This is a genomic window from Citrobacter sp. RHBSTW-00671 (genome assembly GCF_014103415.1).
In the GTDB taxonomy this organism is placed as follows: Bacteria; Pseudomonadota; Gammaproteobacteria; order Enterobacterales; family Enterobacteriaceae; genus Citrobacter.
In genome coordinates this window covers 1,646,711-1,663,568 of sequence record NZ_JABXPR010000001.1, presented here as the reverse complement: position 1 = coordinate 1,663,568, position 16,858 = coordinate 1,646,711, and the positions used below count along the sequence as shown (strand labels likewise).

Genomic DNA, 16,858 nt, shown 5'->3' with positions numbered 1-16,858 from the left:
TAACGAAATGTCATTACCAGCATCGGCATGCAAACTGCGCCTCTGGCAATCGAAAAGTGGGAATAAGATAAGATTTCTTTACTGGGAAGTAAAATCCCGTATGCGCTCAATCGTCAAAATTTCGCCATATTGCCTGAATATCTTCCATCAGATAGCCGCGATAGAGCAAAAAACGCTGAACCTTAACCTTTTCTGAAAAATCGACAGGTAAGGGTTCGCCATATTTTCTGATTGCCTGCTCACGCGCAAGTCGCGCCCAGTCAATTTCACATTCCCGCATTGCCCGCTCAATGGCCTCACGAGCGATCCCTTTCTGACCTAATTCCTGGCGCACACGCGCAGGCCCATAACCTTTACGGCTACGGCTGGCAATGAATTGCTGAACAAATCGATCATCATCAAGATAACGGCTTTCAATACACCAGGCGACAACCTTGTCGTAATCCTCCGGCGTGGCATCAATTTCTTCTGGTCCCTTTTTCCCCATCACCGGAGCAGCCAGTTTACGCCGCAGTTCCTGCTCACTGTGGTCGCGCATCGCAAGTATTCGCACTGCGCGGTCAAGTAATCGGGAGTAAGCAGAGCGGCGGGAAGTTGAATCTGTCATATTGAGCCTTCAGAAATGGAAAAGGGCTGCATGATATGCAGCCCTTTTATATGCGATTACGTCAGACTATCAGAAATCTTCGTTGGTTTCTGCTACGTCTTGACCACTGTCATCAACGGAGAAATCTGGCGTTGAATCCTGGTTATTGAGCAGTAACTCGCGTAATTTTTTCTCAATTTCTTTTGCGGCAGCCGGGTTTTCTTTCAGCCAGTTGGTCGCATTCGCTTTACCCTGGCCAATTTTATCACCGTTGTAGCTATACCATGCGCCCGCTTTTTCAATCAGCTTCTCTTTCACGCCCAGGTCAACCAGTTCGCCGTAGAAGTTGATACCTTCGCCGTAAAGAATCTGGAATTCAGCCTGTTTAAACGGTGCTGCAATTTTGTTTTTTACGACCTTAACGCGGGTTTCGCTACCAACCACGTTATCGCCCTCTTTCACCGCGCCAATACGACGGATATCCAGACGGACGGAGGCGTAAAATTTCAGGGCGTTACCACCGGTAGTCGTTTCCGGGTTACCGAACATAACGCCAATTTTCATACGGATCTGGTTGATGAAAATCAGCAATGTGTTGGACTGCTTCAGGTTACCCGCCAGCTTACGCATTGCCTGGCTCATCATACGTGCCGCAAGGCCCATATGAGAGTCACCGATCTCGCCTTCGATTTCAGCCTTCGGCGTCAGTGCAGCAACGGAGTCAACAACGATAACGTCGACTGCGCCAGAACGCGCCAGCGCGTCACAGATTTCCAGAGCTTGTTCACCCGTATCCGGCTGAGAACACAGCAGGTTATCGATATCAACGCCAAGCTTACGCGCATAGACAGGATCCAACGCGTGTTCTGCATCGATGAATGCACAGGTTTTACCTTCGCGCTGTGCAGCAGCAATAACTTGCAGCGTCAGCGTTGTTTTACCGGAGGATTCAGGCCCATAAATTTCGACGATGCGTCCCATCGGCAAACCGCCCGCGCCCAATGCGATATCCAGAGAAAGCGAACCGGTAGAGATGGTTTCCACGTCCATGGAACGGTCTTCACCCAGGCGCATGATGGAGCCTTTACCGAATTGCTTTTCGATCTGACCCAGCGCTGCCGCCAACGCTTTCTGTTTGTTTTCGTCGATAGCCATTAATTACTCCTGTCATGCCGCTTTCGGATTAAACCGTGAAACGTGAAAGATAATGTTCTGTTGAGGCAATTATACTGTATGCTCATACAGTATCAAGTATTTTGTAGAAATTGTTGCCACAGGGTTTGTAACGCATACGCGGTCGCCTGACGACGTACCGACTCACGGTCGCCGCTGAAGCATTCTCGCCGGGTAATCCCCTCACCGCTGACGCTGGCAAAGGCAAACCATACCGTACCCACGGGCTTGTCTTCACTACCGCCATCGGGTCCTGCGATACCGCTAATCGAGACGGCGAAGTCTGCACGGGCGGCTTTTAGCGCGCCAATCGCCATTTCAACGACCACCGGTTCACTCACCGCCCCATGCTGCGCCAGCGTTTCTTCGCGCACGCCAATCATCTGCGCTTTGGCTTGGTTGCTGTAAGTGACAAACCCGCGCTCAAACCAGGCTGAGCTACCGGCAATATCGGTAATAGCTTTTGCCACCCAACCGCCGGTGCAGGATTCCGCTGTTGTCACCGTTGCTCCGCGTGCTTTTAACGCCAGCCCCACCTGCTCACTTAACTGCATCAGTTCACTGTCGGTCATTTCAGCCTCTGTCAGTTAAAAAAATATGCCGGACAAGATAGCACTTTCACAACCAAGATGGGGATAAGGAGAACGTTTTACGAGGGGGATTCCAAAAATTGATCCGTTGCATAAATCAGACCTGCCGGATAGCGATGCCAGCGCGTCTTATCCGGCCTACAAGCGAAATCTTCCTGTAGGCCGGTAACACGCGATTACTGCACGCGAGCCAGCGCTACTGCCTGCCCCAGTTGCCACACCGCCATCGCGTAATGTGTGCTGTGGTTATAGCGGGTGATGGTGTAGAAGTTCGGCAGTCCATACCAGTACTGGTAGCCGGTGCCAACATCCAGACGCAGCAGGCTGGCCTGCTGATGATTCCCCAACGACTGCTGCGGTGTCAGGCCTGCAGCAGCAAGCTGAGCAATGCTGTATTGGGTTTTAAAGCCGTTCGCAAGACCCGGTGCCTGACCATTTGCAGGTACTGCCACGGTGTCGCCTTTCACCCAGCCGTGCCCTTTGAAATAGTTCGCCACGCTGCCGATAGCATCGACGGGGTCCCACAGGTTAATGTGCCCATCACCATTGAAATCAACGGCATATTGTTTATAGGAGGATGGCATAAATTGACCGTAACCCATCGCACCCGCAAAGGAACCTTTTAGATCGAGCGGATCATCACTTTCATCTCGCGCCATCAGCAGGAAGGTTTCCAGCTCGCCAGAGAAGTATTCCGCACGGCGTGGATAGTTGAAGGACAGCGTCGCCAGCGCATCCAGAATACGCGTTTTGCCCATCACGCGACCCCAGCGCGTTTCAACGCCGATGATGCCAACGATAATTTCTGGTGGTACTCCGTATACCTGCCACGCGCGGTTCAGCGCATCTTCATATTGATTCCAGAACGCCACACCATTTTGCACGTTGTCCGGGGTGATGAACTGCTTGCGATAGCGCAGCCATGCGCCATTAGGTCCGGCTGGCGGCTGCGTTGTGGGTGCCTGGCGGTCCATCAGACGCAATACTGAGTCCAGGCGCTTGGCCTGCGACAGGATTTCCTGCAATTGCTGACGGTCAAAACCATGCTTGTTCACCATTTTCTCGATGAACTGCTGTGCATTCGGATTATTGGCGAAGTCGCCGCTTGTTTGCATGACGTTGTGCTGTGGCTCAAGCAGGAAGCCGCCGGATGGCGCACCGGTAGTCGTTTGAGTCTCTGAAGGTTTGGGTTTGCTGCTACAGGCAGCGAGCAGTACGAAAAGGGGGAGTAATGCTACATAACGACGCTTGAACATGAGACATCCATTAAACAAATTCAGCCTGGGGGAAGTATGGTAAAGCATCCCCCGTCATACAAGGAAGCGGTAGTCGCTCTCCTTCACAGAATTTACATCCCCTTTCATCTCTGACCCGCACATTTGCGAGCGCTCACGCAATAACTTTCAAATTAAAATATTTATCTTTCATTTTGAGATCAAAATAACACTTTTAAATCTTTCGATCTGATTAAAATTAACTACCGTTTGGCAAGGTAACTAAAATCCCTACAGGAGAGAATAATGATCGACACCATCACACTCGGTGCTGAGTGGTTTATCGGGCTGTTCCAGAAAGGCGGAGAAGTGTTTACCGGCATGGTGACCGGTATTCTTCCACTGCTGATTAGCCTGCTGGTCATCATGAATGCGCTAATTAACTTTATTGGTCAGCAGCGTATCGAACGATTTGCCCAGCGCTGCGCCGGAAACCCATTGTCCCGCTATCTGCTGCTGCCGTGCATCGGCACATTCGTTTTTTGTAACCCCATGACGCTGAGCCTGGGCCGTTTTATGCCAGAGAGATATAAGCCCAGCTATTACGCAGCCGCGTCCTATAGCTGCCACTCAATGAACGGCTTGTTCCCACACATTAACCCCGGAGAGCTGTTTGTCTATCTGGGGATCGCCAGCGGCTTGACGACGCTGGGCCTCCCGCTTGGCCCGCTCGCCGTGAGCTATTTACTGGTCGGTCTGATCACCAACTTCTTCCGTGGCTGGGTGACCGATTTCACCACCGCCATCTTTGAGAAAAAAATGGGCATTCAACTTGAGCAGAAAGTGCATCTGGCGGGAGCAACATCATGACGCGTATTCGTATTGAAAAAGGCACTGGCGGCTGGGGTGGCCCGCTTGAACTGGATGCCGTTCCGGGCAAGAAAATTGTCTATATCACTGCCGGGACACGTCCTGCAATTGTCGACAAACTGGCCAGTTTGACCGGCTGGCAGGCCATTGATGGCTTCAAAGAAGGTGAACCACCAGAGAATGAAATCGGTGTAGCAATCATCGACTGCGGCGGCACGTTGCGCTGCGGGATCTATCCGAAACGTCGTATACCGACGGTAAATATTCACGCGACCGGGAAATCCGGCCCACTGGCACAGTACATTGTTGAAGATATCTATGTCTCTGGCGTGAAAGAAGAAAACATCACCGTTGTCGGTGAAGCCTCCGCTACGCCGCAGCCTGCAAGCAGCACTATCGGTCGCGATTACGACACCAGCAAAAAGATTACCGAACAAAGTGATGGCCTGCTGGCAAAAGTCGGTATGGGCATGGGCTCCGCCGTTGCGGTGCTGTTCCAGTCCGGACGCGACACGATTGATACCGTGCTGAAAACCATTCTGCCGTTTATGGCGTTCGTCTCGGCACTGATTGGCATCATCATGGCTTCCGGTTTAGGTGACTGGATAGCCCATGGTCTTGCGCCGTTGGCCAGCCACCCTCTGGGGCTGGTAACCCTGGCGCTAATTTGCTCATTCCCATTGCTGTCGCCTTTCCTCGGCCCTGGTGCAGTGATTGCCCAGGTTATCGGGGTACTGATCGGCGTGCAAATTGGTCTGGGGAATATCCCGCCACATCTGGCACTACCCGCTCTGTTTGCCATTAACGCCCAGGCCGCATGCGATTTTATCCCGGTTGGCCTGTCGCTGGCCGAGGCTCGTCAGGACACCGTGCGCGTCGGTGTGCCATCTGTTCTGGTAAGCCGCTTCCTCACCGGTGCGCCTACCGTTCTCATCGCCTGGTTTGTTTCCGGCTTTATCTACCAATAAGAGGCACTCAGAAATGACCGTGATTTATCAGACCACCATCACCCGTATCGGCCAAAGCGCAGCGGATGCACTGTGCGACCAGATGCTGATTACCTTTCGTGAAGGCGCCCCTGCGGATATCGAAGAGTTTTGCTTCATTCATTGTCATGGCGTGCTGAACGGTTCTCTGCAAGCCGGTATCCGTTTCGAACTGGGCCAGCATCACTACCCAGTTACAGCTGTCGGCAGCGTGGCAGAACAAAACTTACGTGAACTCGGACATATCACCCTGCGCTTCGACGGACTAAGCGAAGCGGAATTTCCCGGCACCGTGCACATAGCGGGGCCCGTACCGGACGATATCGTTCCGGGCTGTATTTTGAAGTTTGTCGCTTAAGAGTAAAGGAGAGAAAAATGAATCAAGTTGCCGTTGTCATTGGTGGAGGCCAGACCCTGGGGGCATTCCTTTGCCGTGGGCTTGCAACAGAAGGTTACCGCGTTGCGGTCGTCGATATTCAAAGCGATAAAGCGGCGAATGTGGCGCAGGAAATTAACGCCGAGTTCGGCGAAGGCACCGCTTACGGTTTTGGTGCCGATGCCACCAGCGAGCAGAGCGTGCTGGCGCTGTCGCGCGGAGTCGATGAAATATTCGGTCGCGTTGACCTGCTGGTTTACAGCGCGGGCATTGCCAAAGCCGCGTTTATCAGCGACTTTCAGTTGGGGGATTTTGACCGTTCACTGCAGGTGAATCTGGTCGGCTATTTCCTCTGTGCACGTGAATTCTCGCGCCTGATGATCCGTGATGGCGTCCAGGGCCGCATTATCCAGATCAACTCCAAATCGGGAAAAGTGGGTAGCAAGCACAACTCGGGTTACAGCGCGGCGAAATTTGGCGGCGTAGGCTTAACGCAATCGCTGGCGCTGGACCTGGCGGAATACGGCATTACCGTACATTCGCTGATGCTGGGTAATCTGCTGAAATCCCCAATGTTCCAGTCATTATTACCGCAATATGCCACTAAACTTGGCCTCAAGCCGGACGAAGTGGAGCAGTACTACATTGATAAAGTGCCACTCAAGCGCGGCTGCGATTATCAGGACGTACTGAATATGCTGCTGTTTTACGCCAGTCCAAAAGCGTCTTACTGCACCGGACAATCGATTAACGTCACCGGCGGTCAGGTGATGTTCTAATGTTGAATTGCCGGATGGCGGTTTCACCTTATCCGGCCTACGCCATCCCTGTAGGCCGGGTAAGCGTAGCGCCACCCGGCATATAATCAAGGAGCAATAACATGGTTTCCGCACTGATTACCGTCGCCGCCATTGCGTGGTGTCTGCAACTGGCATTAGGGGGCTGGCAAATATCCCGTTTTAATCGGGCTTTCGATAAGCTCTGCCAGCGGGGCCGGGTCGGCGTGGGTCGCTCCGGCGGGCGGTTTAAACCCCGTGTTGTGGTCGCCATCGCACTGGATGAGCAACAGCGGGTTGCCGATACGTTATTTATGAAAGGTCTTACCGTTTTTGCAAGACCTGGCAAAATTGCCACAATAATGGGCAAACATCTTGATGAATTACAGCCTGATGTGATCTTTCCCCATGATCCGCTTTCGCAGAATGCACTATCATTGGCGCTTAAACTGAAACATGGGTAATTTCGTTGTGAATGCTAATAGCTTGCGAAATTATCATTTTGCAACTTATTAAGTCAGGGTAATCACGCCTATGAAACCTCGTCAGCGTCAGGCTGCCATACTGGAGCACTTGCAAAAGCAGGGAAAATGCTCAGTTGAAGAACTGGCCCACTACTTTGACACCACCGGTACGACCATTCGCAAAGATCTGGTCACTCTGGAAAATGCCGGAACCGTCATTCGCACCTATGGCGGCGTAGTATTGAATAAAGACGAATCTGACCCGCCAATCGATCACAAGACGCTGATCAACACGCATAAAAAAGAGCAAATTGCCGAAGCTGCCGTTCGCTTTATTCACGATGGCGACTCCATAATTCTGGATGCGGGCAGTACGGTGCTGCAGATGGTGCCGATGCTCAGCCGCTTTAGCAACATCACCGTCATGACCAACAGCCTGCACATTGTTAATGCGCTTTCAGAGCTGGACAACGAGCAAACCATCCTGATGCCCGGCGGAACATTCCGCAAAAAATCTGCGTCATTTCACGGACAGCTGGCAGAAAATGCCTTTGAGCAGTTCAGCTTTGATAAACTCTTCATGGGCACCGACGGCATCGATCTCAATGCCGGCGTAACCACATTTAATGAGGTGTTTAGCGTCAGTAAAGCGATGTGCAATGCCGCTCGCGAAGTCATTCTGATGGCTGACTCGTCAAAATTTGGGCGCAAAAGCCCCAATGTTGTGTGCAGTCTGGAAAGCGTCGACAAATTGATTACCGATGCGGGTATTAATCCTGCGTTTCGTCAGGCGCTGGAAGCAAAAGGGATTGAAGTGATTATAACCGGAGAGACCAATGAGTGATGCACTACTGAACGCGGGCCGTCAGACGTTAATGCTGGAATTACAGGAAGCCAGCCGACTGCCAGAGCGACTGGGCGATGATTTTGTTCGAGCCGCCAATACTATCATCCACTGTGAAGGAAAAGTGATTGTTTCCGGGATTGGCAAGTCAGGCCATATTGGCAAAAAAATCGCGGCAACCCTCGCCAGTACCGGCACGCCCGCCTTTTTTGTGCATCCGGCAGAAGCGCTGCACGGCGACTTAGGAATGATTGAAAGCCGCGATGTCATGCTGTTTATCTCCTACTCTGGCGGGGCTAAAGAGCTGGATCTCATCATTCCACGCCTGGAAGACAAATCCGTCACCCTGCTGGCAATGACCGGAAAACCAACCTCGCCACTGGGCCTGGCAGCCAAAGCGGTGTTGGATATTTCAGTAGAGCGTGAAGCCTGCCCGATGCGTCTGGCGCCAACCTCCAGCACCGTCAACACGCTGATGATGGGCGATGCGCTGGCAATAGCCGTGATGCAGGCACGCGGGTTTAACGAAGAAGATTTCGCCCGCTCGCATCCGGCCGGCGCGCTGGGCGCACGTCTGTTAAATAAAGTGCATCACCTGATGCGCCGTGACGATGCTGTGCCACAGGTAACGCTCACCACCAGCGTCATGGATGCCATGCTGGAACTGAGTCGTACAGGTCTGGGTCTGGTAGCGGTCTGCGACGATCAATCGCTGGTGAAAGGTGTGTTCACCGACGGTGACCTGCGCCGTTGGCTGGTCGGCGGTGGTGCGCTCACCACTCAGGTAAGCGAAGCGATGACCCATAATGGCGTCACGCTGCAGGCGCAGAGCCGTGCGATTGATGCTAAAGAAGTTCTGATGAAGCGCAAAATCACCGCGGCGCCGGTGGTGGATGAAAACGGTAAGCTCACCGGCGCTATCAACCTGCAGGATTTCTATCAGGCAGGGATTATTTAATCCTTCAGTCCAAGACGCTTCGCCAGCCGGTGCAGGTTGGCGACGTCTGTTTCCAGTGCCCGCGCACTTGCCGCCCAACTGTGATTATTCTGCGCCAGCGCCCGACGAATCATCTCCCGTTGGAAAGACTCTGTTGCCTCACGCAGGTTATGATGTAGCGGAACCTCGGGAAGAACCTGCGACGGCAGGACAGAACTGTCATCCTGTAAAGCAAAATGCTGCGCTTCCAGAACCACTTCATCCCCTGCCCTTGTCGCCCTTGCCAGCACCACCGCCCGGTGAATGGCATGTTCCAGTTCACGCACGTTTCCCGGCCAGCCGTAGTTCAACAAATGGCTACGCGCGCCGGGGCTTAACACCACACGGGAAAGCCCCAGTCGCAGCCGACATTGCTCGCAAAAATAGCCCGCCAGCAACACGACGTCCTCACCGCGTTCGCGCAGCGGTGGCACAGAAAGTGGAAAGACGCTCAGGCGATGAAACAAATCCGCGCGGAAATTCCCGGCCAGCACCTCTTCACGCAAATCGCGGTTGGTTGCGGCCAGCACGCGTACGTCAACGCGCAGACTGCGATCGTCCCCCACGCGCTGAATATCCCCGTACTGCAATACGCGCAGCAGCTTGGCCTGTAGCGCCAGCGACAATTCACCTATCTCATCCAGAAACAGCGTACCGTTGTCCGCCATTTCAAACTTGCCGCTACGGTTGCTGATAGCCCCGGTAAACGCCCCTTTGACGTGACCAAACAGCTCGCTTTCCGCCACGCTTTCCGGCAACGCCGCGCAGTTCAGATACACCAGTGGATTTACCGCACGCGGTGAACCTTCATGGATAGCCTTCGCCACCAGCTCTTTCCCGGTTCCCGTCTCACCGCTGATCAAAACATTGAGATCGGAGGCCGCAACAATCTCGATCTCTTTTTTCAGTTGCATCATATTGGGCGACAGGCCAATCATTTGCGTTTCTTTCACCTGCTCGAAGGCCGTTGACGAGCCTGGCAGCATGTTCTGGCTTTCCAGCTGCTCAATCAGCAGCGCATTACTGAGCGCGCCCGCCGCCAGCGCGGCAATCAGCCTAAGCTCTTCATCACTGAACACATCGAACTGATCGGGCTCCATGCCATCCAGCGTGAGCGCCCCGATCAGATTTTGTCCGGCAAACAGCGGCAATCCGATACAGGCATGCACCTTCAGGCTCTCCTGACCGGGGATCAGCCCATCATAAGGATCGGGCAAATCGCTGTCGGCGGGGAAACGCACCACATCCCCGGCACGGGCAATCGCCTCCAGCCGCGGGTGCCCCTCCAGCGTAAAGCGCCTGCCGAGAACATCCTGCGTCAGTCCATCGATCGCCAGCGGAATAAATTGTCGGGATTCATAGCGCAATAATGCCGATGCATCGCACTCCAGCACCTGACGTAACGTCGTGATCAGGCGTTGAAAACGGTCCTGATGCCCAATACCGCTTTGTAATTCAATGGCGATGCCCGCCAGCACGTCTACAGAAAAGCTCATGACCACCTCATTGTCATTTTGACAATTCATATTGTCATATTGACAATGAAATGAATAGTCATTTTGACTACCTCTTTGTAGGAAATAAATATTAAATCGTTACAAATCAAATAAATAAAAAGTTGGCACGCAACCTGCAATAAGCAAAACATCTTTTTTAGAAAAACGCGAAATTAATTACTGAGGTTGCTATGTCTATTCTGGTTAAAAATAACATTCATTGGGTTGGCCAACGTGACTGGGAAGTTCGTGATTTCCACGGAACCGAATACAAAACGCTGCGCGGCAGCAGCTACAACAGCTATCTTATCCGTGAAGAAAAAAATGTCCTGATCGATACAGTAGACCACAAGTTTAGCCGTGAATTCGTGCAGAACCTGCGCAGTGAAATCGACCTGGCAGATATCGATTACATCATCATTAACCATGCGGAAGAAGACCACGCCGGGGCGTTGACCGAGCTGATGTCCTGCATCCCGGATACCCCGATTTACTGCACAGCCAACGCCATTGACTCCATCAACGGTCACCACCATCACCCGGAATGGAACTTTAACGTGGTGAAAACCGGTGATTCACTGGACATTGGTAACGGCAAACAGCTGATCTTCGTGGAAACACCGATGCTGCACTGGCCGGACAGCATGATGACCTACATGACCGGTGATGCGGTACTGTTCAGTAACGACGCCTTTGGCCAGCACTATTGTGACGAACGCCTGTTCAATGACGAAGTGGATCAGACGGAGTTGTTCGAACAGTGTCAGCGCTACTACGCCAATATCCTGACCCCGTTCAGCCGTCTGGTCACACCAAAAATCACGGAGATCCTCGGCTTCAACCTGCCGGTCGATATGATTGCCACCTCCCACGGTGTGGTATGGCGCGACAACCCAACACAAATCGTGGAGATGTACCTGAAATGGGCGGCGGATTACCAGGAAGACCGCATCACCATTTTCTACGACACCATGTCGAACAACACCCGCATGATGGCGGACGCGATTGCCCAGGGTATCAACGAAGTGGACCCGAACGTCGCGGTGAAAATCTTCAACGTTGCCCGTAGCGACAAAAACGAAGTCCTGACTAACGTCTTCCGCTCTAAAGGCGTGCTGGTCGGGACCTCAACCATGAACAACGTGATGATGCCGAAAATCGCCGGCCTGGTGGAAGAGATGACCGGCCTGCGTTTTCGTAACAAACGCGCCAGCGCCTTCGGTTCACACGGCTGGAGCGGCGGTGCGGTAGACCGTTTGTCCACTCGCCTGCAGGATGCGGGTTTTGAAATGTCACTGAGCCTGAAAGCAAAATGGCGTCCGGATCTGGATGCGCTGGAACTGTGCCGCCAGCACGGTCGAGAAATTGCACGTCAGTGGGCACTTGCTCCGCTGCCGGAAACCCACGTGAAAGCCGTCGCCGAGGAAGAAGCCTGTGCCTGTGCCGCTGCGGCTGCCGCGGATCTTGGCCCAAGCATGCAGTGTAGCGTGTGCCAGTGGATCTACGATCCAGCAAAAGGTGAGCCGTTGCAGGATGTCGCACCGGGTACACCATGGAGCGACGTGCCGGACAACTTCCTGTGCCCGGAATGTTCATTAGGTAAAGACGTCTTTGACGTACTGGCAACGGAGGCAAAATGAGCCGCGGAATTGTCATTATTGGTTCGGGCTTTGCCGCCCGCCAGTTAGTCAAAAATATCCGTAAACAGGATGCAACGGTTCCGTTGACCCTGATTGCCGCTGACAGCATGGATGAGTACAACAAGCCCGATCTCAGCCACGTGATCAGTCAGGCACAGCGCGCAGACGACCTCACCCGCCAGTCGGCGGGGGAGTTTGCCGAACAGTTTAACTTACGCCTGTTTCCACATACCTGGGTTACTGATATCGATGCGGATGCTCACGTGGTGAAAAGCCAGGAGCAGCAGTGGGAGTACGACAAACTGGTACTGGCAACGGGCGCATCGGCTTTTGTGCCACCGGTTACCGGGCGTGAGTTAATGCTCACTTTGAACAGCCAACAAGAGTATCGCGCCTGTGAAACACAGCTGCGTGACGCCCAGCGGGTACTGATTGTCGGCGGTGGCTTGATTGGCAGCGAACTGGCGATGGATTTCTGTCGTGCCGGCAAAGCGGTGACGCTTATCGATAACGCCGCCAGCATTCTGGCCTCGTTAATGCCGCCGGAAGTCAGCAGCCGTTTGCAGCATCGTCTGACCGATATGGGTGTGCATCTGCTGTTAAAATCGCAACTGCAAGGTCTGGAGAAAACCAGCACCGGTATCCGCGCCACGCTAGATCGTCACCGTAGTGTCGACGTTGATGCGGTGATCGCTGCAACCGGTCTGCGTCCGGAAACCGCACTGGCGCGTCGCGCCGGATTGAACATCAATCGGGGCGTTTGCGTCGACAGCTACTTGCAAACCAGTCATCCGGACATCTATGCGCTCGGTGACTGTGCGGAAATTAACGGTCAGGTACTACCTTTCCTGCAACCAATTCAGTTAAGCGCCATGTATCTGGCGAAAAACCTGCTCGGTGGTAACGCGCCGTTGAAGCTGCCCGCCATGCTGGTAAAAGTCAAAACGCCGGAACTGCCATTACATCTGGCCGGGGAAACCCAGCGCCGCGATCTGAACTGGCATATTGCCGCCGAAGCGCAGGGGATGGTCGCCCGAGGGATGAACGACGAAGGTCAATTGTGCGCCTTCGTCGTGAGTGAAGACCGGATGAAAGAAGCTTTCGCACTGCTGAAAACGTTGCCCGTGTAAGTCTGTGGCGCCGGATGGCGGCTTCGCCTTATCCAGCAACGCGGCTACTGATTTTTAACCTCACGCATATGGATGTGCGTTGCCACTTGTCGGTATGCCCCGACATGCTTTTCTTGCCCCGCCAGTCCCGGGGCTTTTTTTATTTTTGCCCTAACACTCGCGCCGCGGCAATCACACCCTGCCCCAATGACAATCCACCGTCACCCGCCGGTAAACGCTGCGGGAACAATAACGTAAAATCGGCCAGGTAAAATGCCAGTCGGGCTGACAATAAACGGTTATGCATTACGCCGCCGCTGAATACTAACGTCTTAATCCTGCGCGCTTCGGCCTGTTCCCGCATCAGGGTGGCAAAACCATGCGCCAGCGCATCGTGAAACGCCCACGCTCTTTCTGTAGATTTAGCCTGCCAGTTCAGCCATTGCTGCCAAAAAGCCGCTAAGTCCAGATGATTGCCAGCAAGCGGCACCGTGACAGGGTGATCAACGCCAGCACATTGCGATGCCATCGTCTCCAGGGCACAGGCCGCTTCGCCCTCGTAGCTCAGCGATTCCGGCGCGCACTGGAGTGCGGCTGCAACGGCATCAAACAACCGTCCGCACGATGAGGCCAGTGGAGTATTGATCCCACGCTCGATGGCGCGAGCCAGCACCGGCCAGTTTTGCTGTTGCAGCGCTGACGTTTCCGGGTAACGCTGCCAGTCAGGAACAAAACGCAGGCACTGCGCCAACAGATTGCGCCACGGCTGTTTTGCCGCCAGATCGCCGCCGGCCAGCGCCACGGCCGGTAAGCCACCAAGGTGTTCGCATTCGCGATAATTGACCCGCAGACACTCGCCGCCCCACAGCACCCCGTTTTCGCCCATGCCAATGCCGTCCAGCGTCAGGGCAATCACATCGCCACCGTCCAGCGGCCAGCCGTGCTCGGCCAGGCACGCAGCAGCATGCGCATGATGATGCAGCACCGTTTCAGTCGGCAGATTCATCTCGCTGGCCCACTGACTGGAAACATAACCAGGGTGCGCGTCATGGACGATACGCTGGGGCGTAAAGTCATAAATATTCTGGATCAGGCGCAACGCGTCACGCCACTGATGTTGAATACCATCATCGCTAAGATCGCCCAAATGCTGGCTGATAACCGCCTGCTCACCACGCACCAGACAGAAAGTATTTTTTAAATCTGCGCCTAAACACAACATCGGCGGCACATCGCGAAAGCCCGGCGGTAGCGCAACCGCATCCGGCACGTAGCCCCGGGATCGGCGCAGCATTTCCCCGCTTTGGCGTACCACGGAATCATCCATGCGCTGCACAATTTCACGGTTGTGCAGCAGGAAACCGTCGGCAATCTCACGCAAATCCTCCAGAGCCTGCGCATTGGTAATAGCCGGTGGCCTGCCGCTAAGATTGCCGGAGGTCATCACCAGTGGGCAGTTTAGTGCCTGTAACAGCAGATGCTGTAACGGATTAGCGGGTAGCATTACCCCAACTTCCGTCAGCCCGGGCGCAATCTCCTCACTGAGCGCAACCACATCGTGTTTATTCACCAACACGATCGGCGCAGCGGGTGTTGTCAGCAGACGACGAGCGGCCTCTGGCAATCCGTTATCATCGGGCAACATCACCGCCAGAGGCTTAGCCGGACGGTGTTTGCGCTGCCTGAGTCGGGCCACGGCGTTATCATTTCGCGCATCGCACACCAGATGAAACCCACCAATGCCTTTCACCGCCACAATACCGCCCACTTTCAGCTGTACCACCGCCGCCTGCAGTGCGTCTTCTTTTTCAGCCCGCACGTCAGTACTGATCCATTCCAGATGCGGGCCGCATGCCGGGCAAGCAACGGGCTGGGCGTGGAAGCGACGGTCATACGGATCGCGATACTCTTTGTCGCACTGCGGACAGAGCGGGAAAGACGCCATGACGGTCAACGGACGGTCATACGGCATCGCGCGGATAATCGTAAAACGTGGGCCACAGTGGGTGCAGTTGATAAAGGGATAGCGATAGCGACGTTCGCCGGGCGTGTTCATTTCAACAAGGCATTCAGGACAGGTCGCGGCATCGGGGACAATTTGCGTATTCATCGTTCCGCCCGCGCTCTGTCGAATCGAGAAATCAGCAGGCTGCTTCGTCCAGGCGAATGGTTCTCTCTCAACGCTGTCAATGCGCGCCAACGGTGGACAGTGTTGATGCAACTGCGCAATAAACTCCGCCGGATCTTCCTGTAAGCGCACAACCACACCGTCACCGTCGTTACACACGTCGCCGTGTAGCTGTAGGCGTTGCGCCAGTTGCCAGACAAAGGGGCGAAATCCGACGCCCTGAACCTTGCCGCGAATACGCAGTTGTACGCCGGAGTGGTGGTTTATTGTCATTAAGTAGTCCCGCAGTCATCTATCCCCGTAGGCCGGATAAGGCAAAGCCGCCATCCGGCATAAGTACTACCGTATTTTACGCGGATTTTCAGATATCAGAACAGCAAAGATGCGGTAGAGTCCAGCGCGGCGCGGCGACGTTTTTCGGCACTCAGTTGCTCAAGCTTATTGCGATCCACATAAATCAGTGCGTGCGTTGGGCAGACTTCCATACAGGCAGGGCCCGCTTCGCGGTGGTGGCACAGGTCGCATTTATTGGCTTCGGCTTTTTCTGCACGGACGTTCAGACCCGCGCCGCTGTTACGCACAACCGGACGTACGACCACTTCCATCGCACCGTAAGGGCACGCCACAACGCAGGTTTTACACCCAATGCAGCGTTCCTGCATCACATGGACAAAGCCTTTATCACGGCTGATTGCACCATTCGGACAGACGTTAGCGCACGGCGCATCTTCGCACTGGCGGCACAGCGTCGCCGTGGAGACATTAACGCCTTTGATCACGTGAATGCGGGGTAAAAAGGTTTCAGGGGTCAGCGATGCGCAGTCCTGGTTATCCTGATGGGATACCACGCAGGCCACTTCACAGGTACGGCAACCAATGCATTTATTGGCGTCTGCAATGATGAAACGGTTCATCAAATTCTCCAGCAATGACAGATTATCTGCCGAAACATACACAAATCGTGCCAGAATTTAATTCACTGTTATTTAAGGTTTTTTATTTAATGCTGGTGCTGTATGGGGTGTCATCGTCACTAGTGACGATGACTAATGACAGCGGTCAACGTGAAACTGACAGGGCAATGGCGTCGCGATCAATCAGCTCGCCGGTGAAACTTTTTGGCGGCGTAAAAACCCCATCTCCCGGCATAAAGATAAGGCGTCCAATCGCGACGCAAATCGCCCATGAAATCTACCCGCATAACACTTTCATTTCATGAATTGCATTCTCAATGTGGAATCCCCCTTCCAGTTTCAGGTTTGCCCCCATGCTTTTTTACTGGCATTTTATTCAGTAGTTTTTCGTCTTAACCATTCAGCACAAGGAAGCGTTCATGTCGGATAAAAATGGCAACACAACCGGGGTAATCACCAAGCCCGTACGCCGTTTAACCGTGGGGTATGTCAGAAAACGCCATGAAGATCGTAAGACAGGTTTCACGCTACGCATCAGCCGACACGCCTCGTTAACGTTGAATGGCGACTGGCTGGAACAGGCCGGGTTCCCTACCGGTACGGCAGTGAAGGTGTCAGTGATGCAGGGAAAATTAATTATTGAGCAGGCAACGGAATAGCAGAGGGTACGAGGAGCAAAACAGGCCGGACGCACAACGCATCCGGCACGGGTACAG

16 protein-coding genes and 2 pseudogenes are annotated in these 16,858 nt (G+C 53.9%); 10 read left to right on the top strand and 8 right to left on the bottom strand.

All coding sequences use genetic code 11. The annotated features are described in order from the left end of the window. Positions 1-106: 106 nt before the first annotated feature. The 4 genes from recX to mltB form a co-directional block, all read right to left on the bottom strand. Positions 107-607: a recombination regulator RecX gene (gene recX / locus HV261_RS07950; RefSeq protein ID WP_202037940.1), complete on the bottom strand. Its 501-nt coding sequence runs from the start codon at positions 605-607 to the stop codon at positions 107-109. A 69-nt stretch (positions 608-676) separates the two neighbouring features. Beyond that, positions 677-1,741, bottom strand: a complete 1,065-nt coding sequence (recA, locus tag HV261_RS07945) for a recombinase RecA (protein WP_137382790.1) — start codon at positions 1,739-1,741, stop codon at positions 677-679. Between the two features lie 92 nt (positions 1,742-1,833). Continuing rightward, positions 1,834-2,331: a nicotinamide-nucleotide amidase gene (pncC, locus tag HV261_RS07940; RefSeq protein WP_202037939.1), complete on the bottom strand. Its 498-nt coding sequence runs from the start codon at positions 2,329-2,331 to the stop codon at positions 1,834-1,836. A 194-nt stretch (positions 2,332-2,525) separates the two neighbouring features. Continuing rightward, on the bottom strand, positions 2,526-3,605 hold the full coding sequence (gene mltB / locus HV261_RS07935) for a lytic murein transglycosylase B (protein WP_170974369.1): 1,080 nt from the start codon (positions 3,603-3,605) through the stop codon (positions 2,526-2,528). 264 nt (positions 3,606-3,869) lie between these two features. Here mltB and srlA point away from each other — a divergent pair, with 264 nt between their 5' ends. The 7 genes from srlA (at position 3,870) to gutQ (ending at position 8,837) form a co-directional block, all read left to right on the top strand. Next, positions 3,870-4,433: a PTS glucitol/sorbitol transporter subunit IIC gene (srlA, locus tag HV261_RS07930; RefSeq protein ID WP_202037938.1), complete on the top strand. Its 564-nt coding sequence runs from the start codon at positions 3,870-3,872 to the stop codon at positions 4,431-4,433. Next, on the top strand, positions 4,430-5,401 hold the full coding sequence (gene srlE / locus HV261_RS07925) for a PTS glucitol/sorbitol transporter subunit IIB (protein WP_202037937.1): 972 nt from the start codon (positions 4,430-4,432) through the stop codon (positions 5,399-5,401). The genes srlA and srlE overlap by 4 nt, the downstream gene beginning before the upstream one ends. A 13-nt stretch (positions 5,402-5,414) precedes the next feature. Next, complete coding sequence (srlB, locus tag HV261_RS07920) at positions 5,415-5,777, top strand: PTS glucitol/sorbitol transporter subunit IIA (RefSeq protein ID WP_137382786.1); 363 nt, start codon at positions 5,415-5,417, stop codon at positions 5,775-5,777. 17 nt (positions 5,778-5,794) lie between these two features. Beyond that, positions 5,795-6,574 carry a sorbitol-6-phosphate dehydrogenase gene (gene srlD, locus HV261_RS07915; protein ID WP_003037345.1) on the top strand — a complete coding sequence of 260 codons (780 nt, stop codon included), beginning with the start codon at positions 5,795-5,797 and terminating at the stop codon, positions 6,572-6,574. A 101-nt stretch (positions 6,575-6,675) separates the two neighbouring features. Then, entirely contained in the window at positions 6,676-7,035 is a 360-nt protein-coding gene (gene gutM / locus HV261_RS07910) for a transcriptional regulator GutM (RefSeq protein WP_137382785.1), read from the top strand. A gap of 70 nt (positions 7,036-7,105) precedes the next feature. After that, entirely contained in the window at positions 7,106-7,879 is a 774-nt protein-coding gene (gene srlR, locus HV261_RS07905) for a glucitol operon DNA-binding transcriptional repressor SrlR (RefSeq protein WP_137382784.1), read from the top strand. Continuing rightward, positions 7,872-8,837: an arabinose-5-phosphate isomerase GutQ gene (gene gutQ / locus HV261_RS07900; RefSeq protein WP_137382783.1), complete on the top strand. Its 966-nt coding sequence runs from the start codon at positions 7,872-7,874 to the stop codon at positions 8,835-8,837. Before srlR ends, gutQ begins: the two co-directional genes overlap by 8 nt. Here gutQ and norR read toward each other — a convergent pair. Further along, complete coding sequence (norR, locus tag HV261_RS07895) at positions 8,834-10,351, bottom strand: nitric oxide reductase transcriptional regulator NorR (protein WP_202037936.1); 1,518 nt, start codon at positions 10,349-10,351, stop codon at positions 8,834-8,836. The two genes, gutQ and norR, sit on opposite strands and share 4 nt — an antisense overlap. Before the next feature lie 191 nt (positions 10,352-10,542). Here norR and norV point away from each other — a divergent pair, with 191 nt between their 5' ends. Both norV and norW read left to right on the top strand, forming a co-directional pair. Continuing rightward, complete coding sequence (norV, locus tag HV261_RS07890) at positions 10,543-11,991, top strand: anaerobic nitric oxide reductase flavorubredoxin (protein WP_202037935.1); 1,449 nt, start codon at positions 10,543-10,545, stop codon at positions 11,989-11,991. Beyond that, positions 11,988-13,121: an NADH:flavorubredoxin reductase NorW gene (norW, locus tag HV261_RS07885; RefSeq protein ID WP_202037934.1), complete on the top strand. Its 1,134-nt coding sequence runs from the start codon at positions 11,988-11,990 to the stop codon at positions 13,119-13,121. The genes norV and norW overlap by 4 nt, the downstream gene beginning before the upstream one ends. A 139-nt stretch (positions 13,122-13,260) precedes the next feature. Here norW and hypF read toward each other — a convergent pair whose 3' ends face one another. The 3 genes and pseudogenes from hypF to HV261_RS27625 form a co-directional block, all read right to left on the bottom strand. Beyond that, on the bottom strand, positions 13,261-15,501 hold the full coding sequence (gene hypF, locus HV261_RS07880) for a carbamoyltransferase HypF (protein ID WP_202037933.1): 2,241 nt from the start codon (positions 15,499-15,501) through the stop codon (positions 13,261-13,263). A 95-nt stretch (positions 15,502-15,596) separates the two neighbouring features. After that, entirely contained in the window at positions 15,597-16,142 is a 546-nt protein-coding gene (gene hydN, locus HV261_RS07875; RefSeq protein WP_003037366.1) for an electron transport protein HydN, read from the bottom strand. Between the two features lie 145 nt (positions 16,143-16,287). Further along, a pseudogene (locus tag HV261_RS27625) lies at positions 16,288-16,395 on the bottom strand (transcriptional regulator); the annotation flags it as partial. 166 nt (positions 16,396-16,561) lie between these two features. Here HV261_RS27625 and HV261_RS07870 point away from each other — a divergent pair. Beyond that, positions 16,562-16,786 (top strand): annotated as a pseudogene (locus HV261_RS07870) (SymE family type I addiction module toxin); the annotation flags it as partial. Between the last annotated feature and the right edge of the window lie 72 nt (positions 16,787-16,858).